The following is a 9,597-nucleotide window of genomic DNA, read 5'->3' on the forward strand; positions in this document are numbered from 1 at the left end:
TCCATCGTTTCATGTCACGAATAGGTAGCGAGATGCAAAGATTGCGGCTATATCCGTTAGGCTGGGCGTGTATTCGCAATGGCACCCGGGATCTCCGTGTGTTCATCGGTCCGTTTGCTCCACAGGGCAAGGTGACCACTCGTTCTCCCGCCCTCATCTATCTCACCCTCTCCGGGCACGTTACGCCGCTTCATCGCCGCTCTCCGGATAGCCTTAGACCTGCCGCACCGATTCATGGTCGTGGCATGACGGGTCGATAGTCGACCCACGAACACCAAAGGAAAACAGCATGGCCACTGGCACTGTCAAATGGTTCAACTCCGACAAGGGCTTCGGCTTCATTGCTCCCGATGACGGATCCGCAGACGTCTTCGCGCACTTCAGCGCGATCCAGTCGAGCGGTTACCGCAACCTCGAGGAAGCACAGAAGGTCGAGTTCGACACGGAGCAGGGACCCAAGGGCCCTCAGGCGACGAACATCCGTCCGCTCTGATCTGAGCTTCGAAAGGCTCGATCCCGCTATGCGGGGTCGAGCCTTTTCTCATGTTCGGTGTGCAACGATGGTTATCGATTTGACGTGGTCCGTAACGATCACGTACATTACAGAACGGTAACGGTCCCACCCGAAGGGATCGTTCAGAGCATTACTGCTCCACCGGAAGGAACCCGCCACGAACTCCCTGCCCCCCGAGCGCGCCCCTGAACCCGCCTCGGCAACCCCCGAGGACACCTCAGCCGCACTCCGGCCGCAGTCGCGTCGAGATCGACGCCTCGCGGCTGAAGCCGAGGCTGCAACCGCTCGGAGCACGGCAGAAGCAGAGCAGCTCGCCGCACCGGCATTGCCTGCCGCGGAGCCCACGGCTCCGAGCGAAGACGACAGCCCTGCTACCACAGCCGCGGCCGGGCACCGGCCCCCTCGTCGCACACGTCGACGCTGGTCGAAGACCAAGGCGCTGGGTGCGACTCTTGCAGTCGGCGGAATGATCGCCGGCGTCGCACTCCCCGCGCTGAACCCGAGCACAGACCCTGTCGCCGCTGTCACGGTCGCTGCAAGCGCTGACGAGGGCAACACACAGACGTACAGCTCGACCGACGAGATCCGCGCGGAGATCGCGCCTCGCGGCAGCTTCTCCGCAACGACGCCCGAAGAGATTCAGCAGACGCGCTCACGGGCCATCTCCGCTGCTGTCTCCGCAGGGATGCCGCTCTCCAGCGCCGTAGACATTCCCGTCGCCGATCACATCGTCATGCCGATGGCCGATGGAAGCTACTCCTTCACTGACGGGTTCGGTGCCTCCCGCCCCGGTCGGTCACACCTCGGCCAGGATTTCGCGGCATCTGTCGGCTCGCCGATCAACGCCGCCATGAAGGGTTGCGTCTCGCGCTCCTCCGAGAGCTACCAGGGCTATGGAGTCACGATCCAGATCGAGAGCATCGTCGACGGACAGTCCGTGAGCACGGTGTACTCCCATCTGAACTACGGCACCCGCGCAGTCGAGGTCGGCGACTGCGTCGAGGCGGGCCAGTACATCGGCGATGTCGGATCGACTGGCTACGTGTTCGGATCGTGCCTGCACTTCGAAGTGCACATCAACAACTCGGCCATCGACCCGATGCCGTGGATGAAGAACCACCTGAGCTGAGGGCACCCAGTCAGAGACCTGAGTGCCCTCGAGCGTCATGCGGGCTACTTGTCGACGAGACCGTAGGTCTCTAGGAGCTGTCCGACGACATTGTTCTCGATGTGGTGGTGCGCGAACTTCCGCGCCAACGGACCACCAGGGATCTCATAGGGCTTGCCATCGCGCATGCGGTTGACTGCGTGGAACAGCGCCCGCACATCGTACGTGGAGTTGAACACCTCAGGTACGCCGCGTTCGATGTCCAAAAGCGTGTACACGGCCTCCATCGGCGTGCGGACGGAGTACTCGGTCGTGAAGATGCAATCGCGCTCCTGGGACTGCGCGAACTGACCGATGAAAGCGAAGTTCGTCGCCCCTTCCGGCACGACCGCCGGGCGATCGCTGTGCTTGCGCGGCATGAAGAAAGCGGTCACGTACGGCATCATGACGGGAACGGTCTTCGCCCCGGTTGCGGCGAGTTCTGCGATCTGGTCGACGGGGACACCGAGGTGGTAGAGCCACTCCTGAGTGATCTCCTCGCCCGTGCAGTCCTGCATCGGCTTCTTGACGTAATCGCCCACGGCCTCGGGGAAGAGACCGTACACCCACACGACGATCTGATCCTTGGGCTGCTTCTTGAAATGCGGCTGGCGGTTGACCGTCCATGACATCAGCCAGTTCGAGTCCATGACGGTCACGATGCCGCCGGTGACAACCTTGCCACTGAATGGATCGCGCTTGGAGATCTTCTGAATATACTCAGGAATTCGTGCGTCCAGGGTGGTGACCGTCGCCGATTCCCACTTCGTCTGAGGGATGTGCGATCCGAAGACATCAGGGTTGCCGAAAGACTCGTCCTGCGCGGCGATGCGACGCCAAAGATCCCATGCGGGTGCAGGCCCTGTCTTGAGCTTCGCCGGGGTCTTGTGATCACCGTCATCGGAGTTCTCGGTGAGCGAGCCGATCGTCATGAACAACAGGTCATCGTCCGTGAGGTCGATCTGCTTCGTCTCGCCGCGCTCGATGATATGGATCCGGCTGGCCTGCTTGCGCTTCTCGTTCTTGTCGATCTCGAAGTCCACGTCAGTGACGACGGTGCCGTACTGGAATTTGACGCCATGCTCGGTGAGCCACTTCACCAACGGCATGACCAGCGACTCGAACTGGTTGAAGCGAGTGAACTTCAAGGTGGTGAAATCGGGGAGACCCTGGATCTGGTGGATGAAGCGGTGCAGATACAGCTTCAGCTCGAGAGCGGAGTGCCACTCCTCGAAGGCGAACATCGTGCGCCAGTAGAGCCAGAAATTGCTGTCGAGGAACGCGCTCGTGAAGACCTCATCGATGCGCTTGTCCTCCATCTCCTCCGGCAAAGCGGTGAAGATGTTCGAGATCTCCTGCTGCGCCTTCGCGTTCAGGTCGAACTTGAAGTCCGTACCACCGTCCTCACCCTGGTTCTTGGTCGTGCGACGCAACGTAGAGTTGGGGTCATCGCGGTTGAGCCAGAAGAACTCGTCGAGAACGCTCGCGTTCTCTTCTTCGAGCGAAGGGATCGAGCGGAACAGATCCCAGAGGCACTCGAAGTTGCTCTCCATCTCGCGGCCACCGCGGATGACGAATCCCTTCTCCGGTATGTCCAGACCGTCGAGGGCGCCGCCTGGGAGCTCCTGCTGCTCGAAGATCGTGATCCGCGAGCCATCCATCTGGCCATCGCGAATGAGGAAGGCGGCACCGGCGAGAGCCGCAAGCCCCGACCCCACGAACCAGGCCCGCTTGGAATCAACGCCTTCAGGCTTCCTCGGTCGCGCGAACGCCTCGTAGTTACCGCTTGTGTAACGCATGTGCACTCCTTCGGTGACTCGTCGGCTCGTGGGCCGACGCTCGACAGCTCAGACGCTCTCAGATTAGAGCAGCGCAGATGGGACATGCGCTCAAGGGTCGAATAATCACCCAGGGCGACATCATCGCAACACCCAGAGCATCACCCGCCGTACGCATCGCGGAGAACAAGAAAACCCCCGCCTGAGCGGGGGTCTTTCTCTGCTGGGGTACCTGGACTCGAACCAAGAATGGCGGTACCAGAAACCGCTGTGTTGCCAATTACACCATACCCCAAGGGCGAAACCGGAGCTTCGCACAAGAGATAACTTTACCCGATCTTGGCGCTCCCACCAAAACGCGTCCGCAGGCAGAGTCCCTCCGGGCGCGTCGTGAAGAGTCAGTTGCTCAGGTGCTCCGCGAGAGCGCGCAGACGCTTGAGCGACTCGTCTTTGCCGAGCAGTTCCATCGACTCGAACAGCGGCGGCGATACTCGGCGACCGGTGATCGCCACGCGCGGCGGGCCGTAGGCGATTCGCGGCTTGAGCTCGAGCTTCTCGACGAGTGCGGTGGCGAGGGCATCCTGGATCTTCTCCGGGGTGAACTCGGTGACCGGCTCAAGAGCCGCGACACAGGCGTCGAGAACCTCGGCGGCGTTCGCCGGCAGGCCCTTGAGAGCATCCGCATCGTAGGAGACCTCGTCCATGAAGAGGAAGCCGACCATTCCCGGCACGTCACCCAGCAGCTGCACGCGCTCCTGCACGAGAGGTGCAACACGGAAGGCGAGTACGAGCTGCTCGTGCGTCGGCTCGTCGAAAAGACCGGCTGCGGCGAGGTACGGGATCGTTCGCTCGGCGAAGTCCTTCTCGCCCAGCATCCGGATGTGGTCGCCGTTGATCGATTCGGCCTTCTTCTGGTCGAAGCGGGCCGGGTTTGGGTTGACGTTCTCGATGTCGAACGCGGCGGTGAACTCCTCGAGGGAGAACACATCGCGGTCGGGGCCGATCGACCAGCCGAGCAGCGCGAGATAGTTCAGCAGACCCTCGTGGATGAATCCACGCTGACGGTGCAGGAACAGGTCAGCCTGAGGGTCGCGCTTGGAGAGCTTCTTATTTCCGGTCTCGCCCAGCACGAGCGGCATGTGCGCGAAGCGCGGCACGAACGTCGTGACACCCGCGTCGATGAGAGCCGCATACAGCGCGAGCTGCCGAGCGGTGGACGGCATGAGGTCTTCGCCGCGCAGCACGTGCGTGACGCCCATCAGCGCATCGTCGACAGGGTTGACGAATGTGTACAGCGGAATGCCGTTGGGGCGCACGACCACGAAGTCGGGGAAGGACCCCGCGGGGAAAGTCACCTCGCCGCGGATCAGATCAACGTACGTGAGGTCCTCGTCCGGTACGCGCAGTCGCAGTGCGGGCTGACGCCCTTCAGCACGAAAAGCGGCTTTCTGCTCATCGGTGAGGTCGCGATCGTAGTTGTCGTAGCCGAGCTGCTTCGCCCGGCCATTCGCCTCATTGCGGGCATCGATCTCTTCTGCGTTCGAGAAGCTCTCGTAGATCGCGCCTGCTGCGAGCAGCTTGTCGATGACACCGCGGTAGATGTCATGACGCTCAGACTGACGGTAGGGCCCGTGCGGCCCGCCGACCTCGACGCCCTCGTCCCAGTCGATCTCCATCCAGCGCAGCGCGTCGAGTAGCTGCTGGTAGCTCTCTTCACTGTCGCGCGCAGCGTCGGTGTCTTCGATGCGGAAGACGAGCTTGCCGCCGTTGTGCCGCGCATAGGCCCAGTTGAACAGGGCGGTGCGGACCAGGCCGACGTGCGGAAGACCGGTCGGAGACGGGCAGAAGCGCACACGCACATCGGAGCCGGTTGCGGTCGTGGTGAGGGGATGAGGAGTAGCCATATCACCTCAATCCTACGCGGGTACGGACGCTTACCCCGCGTGGCCTGTGGCCACAGCCGCGGAATGCTCCAGAGCGATCGTGCCATCGACGACACGCTCGTTGCAGAGTTCGTCGAATGCCAGCTGGAACTGCCGACGGTCGCGCTCATCGAGCGAGAGGAAGAACGCCCCTGCGCCTGCCACGCCGCCCGTCACTGAGCTCCACAGCACCTCCGCGTTGGCATGCCACGTCCAGTGCGTTTCGCTGACTGTCAGGTCTTGCCAACCCGACTGCTGCAGCATCCGCCCGAAACCCGCGCAGCTGCGCTCGAAGTCCTTGTCTGCCGGCAGGCACTCGCCGGTCGCGGGACCAAGGCCTGCTCGCTCGCACACCGATACCCAGAACAACGACGGCGTCGCAGTCCAGGTGGTAGCGATCACGATTCCTCCGGCCGTGGTGACGCGTAGCATCTCCGCAGCCGACCTGCGGGGATCATTCACATGGTTGAGAACGAAGTTCGCCGTCACGCAGTCGAAGGCCCCATCCGCGAACGCGAGGGATGGCAGAGTGCCGCAGATCACGGGCACGTTCGGATGCCGCATGGAAGAGATCGACCGCATCGTCGGCTCCGGCTCGCACCCGGTGACAACCCAGCCGTCCTCGGCGAGCTTCGCCGCAAGGCTCCCCGTTCCCGACCCGACATCCAGCAGAGTGCGCTGCGCGCCCGCACCGAGAGCCTGCACGATCACCTGAGTCGTCCCCGCGCACAGATCGGCATACGAGGCCGCGTATGCCGCGCCGACGCCGTTCCAGCCGCTCACGCGGTGCGCATCCGGCCGAGAGGGGAGGCGACGACGATCGCGACGACGACGACCGCGGCGATGACCGCGAGCCCGGAGTACTGGAAGTTCGACATGATGACCCCTGCGAGCACAGCGCCGCCTGCCCCGCAGAAGCTCATGAGCGAGTCGCTGCGCCCCTGGCGTCTCGTGCGGAGGGTCGGTGTCGTCGCCTCCGTGAGCAGGGCAGCGCCGGAGACCGTCGAGGCGCTCCACCCGAGCCCCAGCAGAACGAGCGCGATCATGACGCCGCCGGCCTGATCGTTCATGAAGAACGCAAACGTGAGGGATGCGCCGAGCAGCACCTGCCCGAGCAGAACAACTCGCAGCCGGCCCCAGCGGTCGGAGAGAATGCCGAACACCGGCGAGAGCGCGTACATGCCCGCGACATGAGCGGCGATCGTGATCCCGACGAGGGTGGTGACATCTGTCGAGGTCGCATGCCCACCGTGCGCATTCTGCGCCATGTGCGAGAGATGAATCGGGGTCATCGCCATCACGGACACCATCACGATGTGCGCGCCGGCGATGGCGAACATCGCATACCGGGCGACAGTCGGGTGATCGCGACGCTCATCGCTCTGAGCCTGATTCGCCGATGATGCGAGGATCCGCTGCGAGAGAAGCAGCGGATCAGGCCGCAGCGCCACGATGTACAGGATGAATGCCGCTATCTGAGCGACGAGCGAGAACAGGTAGGAACCAGTCTGCGGCGGCATCCCTATCGCTTGACCGACGATCTCGCCCGGGCCGAGCAGCAACGGTCCGGTCACTCCCCCGATCGTCGTCGCCCAGACGACGATCGAGAGATCGCGCCCTCGATGACGAGAAGAGGCGAGATCGGTCGCCGCGAAGCGCGACTGAAGGTTGCCGGCGTTGCCCGCACCGATCATCACGATGCCCGCCAGCAAGAGCGGGAAGATGCGCAGAGCTGCAGCCAGGATGACGACCGCGATCCCGACGAGCGCGAAGAGATTACCCAGAGTGAGCGCCCAACGCCTGCCGAGTTTCATCGCCATACGCGCCAGTGGGATCGCACACAGCGCAGCGCCGAGCGTGACCGAAGCTGTCGCCAGCCCCGATAGGGCGTCGTCTCCCGAGATGTCTGCGGCGAGCAGCGCACCGAGCGATACCGTCGCACCGAACGCGATGCCACCGAGAACCTGCCCAGAGGACAGGACGATCACCGTGCGGCGCTGGATCGCCTGCTGTCGATCGAGAGTGGGCAGGGTCATGCCGGAGGAAGCGCGTCGCGCACCGAATTGCGCAGGATGCCGATGCCCGAGACCTCGACCTCGACGGTGTCTCCAGCGACGAAAGGTCCGACGCCCGCCGGGGTGCCGGTGAGGATGACGTCTCCAGGCAACAGAGTGAAGACCGCAGAGGCGTACTCGATGATCTCGTCGACGGAGTGGATCAGGTCGCTGAGCGGCGCGCTTTGTCGCACTTCGCCATTCACACGGGTCTCGAGGGTGGCATCCGTCTGGTCGAACTCCGTCTCGATGACCGGTCCGAGCGGGCAGAAGGTGTCAAAGCCCTTGCCACGCGTCCACTGCCCGTCCTTCAGCTGCAGGTCACGCGCCGTGACATCGTTGCCCACCGTGTAGCCGAACACGTAGTCCTGGGCGTTCTCCGCCTTCACATTCTTGGCGATGCGCCCGATCACGACGGCGAGCTCGCCTTCGTGATCGGTGCGCTCGGACAGCGACGGGCGCACGATCGTGTCGCCGGGGCCGATCACAGACGTGTTGGGCTTGAGGAACAGCAGCGGCTCTTCAGGCGCGGCTCCTCCCATCTCCGCGGCGTGATCGTGGTAGTTCTTACCGACGCAGACAACTTTCGATCGCGGAATCACCGGTGCGAGCAGAGCTGCATCCGCAAGTGGAACGCGCTCGCCCGTCGTGTCGAACCCGGCGAACATCGGGTCACCGGCGAGCACGACGAGCTCATTCTCCTCCTCGTCGAGGATGCCGTACTGGATAGCGTCATTGTGGCTGAATCGCGCGATCTTCACTCGCTCAGCCTATTCCTCTCTGCCGAGGTTCTCACCTCCCCTCTGCCGACGTGGTCACCCACGTTCTCCCCTCACCGAGACCCCAGCTTGCGACCGAGACCCCCGGCTATCAGCGGCGCGAACGAGGGGTCTCGGTGAGAGTCCGGGGTCTCACCGGCTCAACCCGGCAGGCTCAACCCGGCGGGTTGAGCCCGAACGCTGCGAGGCGGGCACCAAGAGCGTCAGCGGACACGATATGAGCGCTGCCCCATCGACGGATGGCCCAGCCGGTGACACCGCGGATGTCGTCCTCGCGCCATTTCTCGGCCAGTACGGCGTCAGCAGGGGTGGGCGCAGTGCGCAGGTCGAACTCGAGGTACTTGCCTTCACCATCGAACTCGCCGAAGTTCCGAGAGCGTGGAAACCCGAAATCCAAGAAGTACCGATCCCCCTCTGAACCTGTTACAGGAACCTGCAGCATCAGGTCACGGAACCCGAGTCGCCACAGCTGAAGCCGACTGACGCTCTCACCCGGCAGTTGCGCGCGTCCGTCGGCAAAATCCGCCGTCCAACGCACCCGCCGGACGCCTCGCAGTCCCGGCTTCGCCAGACACAGCAGCCGTTCTTTCCATTCGGCCGCGGCGTCATCATCCTGCCGATGGTTGACCACCGCCACCGATCTGATTGCCGCGTCAGCTGCAGTTACCGCAGCTTCCATCGACATAGTCCGCACCAAATCGAACACGGTTCGCGCCAGAGATGTGCAGCGAAACCCGTGGCGTACGACGATGTCCTCCTCGGCCACGTCGATGTCATGCCGAGCGATCCCCGACACGGAGCGCGTGTGGCGTGTCCCTGTGATGAGGGTGTGGACGACGGCGTCAGCAGCGCGGTAGATCGGCAGCCCCCAGAGCACCGCGGCGGACAGGTGCATGAACACGGGTCCTTGTCGAGGACTGGAACGTGCGTGCGCGATCACCCGCAGCAGGTGTCGCCCCTCACTCCACAGATCCCTCCAGGTCGCACCGTCGACGTAGTAGCCACGATGAACGCGCACGAACGTGCCCACGGAAAGGAGCTCGCGCAACTGCCGCTCGGTGATCCCAGTGCTGAGAAGGTCAGCGCGCGTTCTCAGCACCGCATTGGCTTGATCGAAGCTGATTCGTCTCGGCATCCCGCGAGTATGCACCCCGCATCAGCGCTCCACTCTCTTCTCCACAGCCCGCGTCTGTTCATTTGCGATGTGCAGAACCAGTCGCACCGTCGGCGAGACCCCTGATAGACGTCGAGACCCCGTCGTATGGGTGTCCATACGACGGGGTCTCGACAGGAGCTGGGGGTCTCGGCGAAGGTGGCGAAGGTGGCGAAGGTGGCGAAGGTGGAGACGGTGGAGACGGTGGAGACGGTGGAGACGGTGGAGACGGTGGAGACGGTGGAGACGG

8 protein-coding genes and 1 tRNA gene are annotated in these 9,597 nt (G+C 63.6%); 2 read left to right on the forward strand and 7 right to left on the reverse strand.

Going from position 1 to position 9,597, the window contains the following annotated elements:
- Positions 1-289: 289 nt before the first annotated feature.
- The gene (locus ACTU6V_RS08630; RefSeq protein WP_147037883.1) at positions 290-493 is read left to right on the forward strand and encodes a cold-shock protein; all 204 of its coding nucleotides are present in this window, start codon (positions 290-292) and stop codon (positions 491-493) included.
- Between the two features lie 487 nt (positions 494-980).
- A complete protein-coding gene (locus tag ACTU6V_RS08635) occupies positions 981-1,643 on the forward strand; it encodes a M23 family metallopeptidase (protein WP_443468158.1) in 663 nt (220 codons plus the stop codon).
- A 44-nt stretch (positions 1,644-1,687) separates the two neighbouring features.
- Here the strand turns inward: ACTU6V_RS08635 and ACTU6V_RS08640 are convergent, their stop codons facing one another.
- From ACTU6V_RS08640 to ACTU6V_RS08670, 7 genes are all read right to left on the reverse strand, one after another.
- Positions 1,688-3,460, reverse strand: a complete 1,773-nt coding sequence (locus ACTU6V_RS08640) for an oleate hydratase (protein WP_443468157.1) — start codon at positions 3,458-3,460, stop codon at positions 1,688-1,690.
- A gap of 202 nt (positions 3,461-3,662) precedes the next feature.
- Positions 3,663-3,734, reverse strand: a tRNA-Gln gene (locus ACTU6V_RS08645).
- 103 nt (positions 3,735-3,837) lie between these two features.
- Positions 3,838-5,343 (reverse strand): glutamate--tRNA ligase, encoded by a 1,506-nt coding sequence (gltX, locus tag ACTU6V_RS08650; RefSeq protein ID WP_443468156.1) that lies wholly within the window; start codon positions 5,341-5,343, stop codon positions 3,838-3,840.
- Between the two features lie 30 nt (positions 5,344-5,373).
- Entirely contained in the window at positions 5,374-6,144 is a 771-nt protein-coding gene (locus ACTU6V_RS08655) for a class I SAM-dependent methyltransferase (RefSeq protein WP_443475427.1), read from the reverse strand.
- Positions 6,141-7,397 (reverse strand): MFS transporter, encoded by a 1,257-nt coding sequence (locus tag ACTU6V_RS08660; RefSeq protein WP_443468154.1) that lies wholly within the window; start codon positions 7,395-7,397, stop codon positions 6,141-6,143. The genes ACTU6V_RS08655 and ACTU6V_RS08660 overlap by 4 nt, the downstream gene beginning before the upstream one ends.
- A complete protein-coding gene (locus ACTU6V_RS08665; protein WP_443475428.1) occupies positions 7,394-8,176 on the reverse strand; it encodes a fumarylacetoacetate hydrolase family protein in 783 nt (260 codons plus the stop codon). The genes ACTU6V_RS08660 and ACTU6V_RS08665 overlap by 4 nt, the downstream gene beginning before the upstream one ends.
- Before the next feature lie 172 nt (positions 8,177-8,348).
- Positions 8,349-9,329, reverse strand: coding sequence for a hypothetical protein (locus ACTU6V_RS08670; protein ID WP_443468152.1), 981 nt, complete (start codon positions 9,327-9,329; stop codon positions 8,349-8,351).
- Positions 9,330-9,597 lie beyond the last annotated feature (268 nt).

The sequence above is a fragment of the Microbacterium zouquanmingi genome (assembly GCF_052266675.1).
Taxonomy (GTDB): domain Bacteria; phylum Actinomycetota; class Actinomycetes; order Actinomycetales; family Microbacteriaceae; genus Microbacterium.

Excerpts from the sequence above, each read along its gene's own strand:
- gltX (WP_443468156.1), bottom strand. The coding sequence starts at position 5,343 with ATGGCTACTCCTCATCCCCTCACCACGACCGCAACCGGCTCCGATGTG.
- ACTU6V_RS08635 (WP_443468158.1), top strand. The coding sequence starts at position 981 with ATGATCGCCGGCGTCGCACTCCCCGCGCTGAACCCGAGCACAGACCCT.
- ACTU6V_RS08670 (WP_443468152.1), bottom strand. The coding sequence starts at position 9,329 with ATGCCGAGACGAATCAGCTTCGATCAAGCCAATGCGGTGCTGAGAACG.
- ACTU6V_RS08630 (WP_147037883.1), top strand. The coding sequence starts at position 290 with ATGGCCACTGGCACTGTCAAATGGTTCAACTCCGACAAGGGCTTCGGC.
- ACTU6V_RS08660 (WP_443468154.1), bottom strand. The coding sequence starts at position 7,397 with ATGACCCTGCCCACTCTCGATCGACAGCAGGCGATCCAGCGCCGCACG.
- ACTU6V_RS08640 (WP_443468157.1), bottom strand. The coding sequence starts at position 3,460 with ATGCGTTACACAAGCGGTAACTACGAGGCGTTCGCGCGACCGAGGAAG.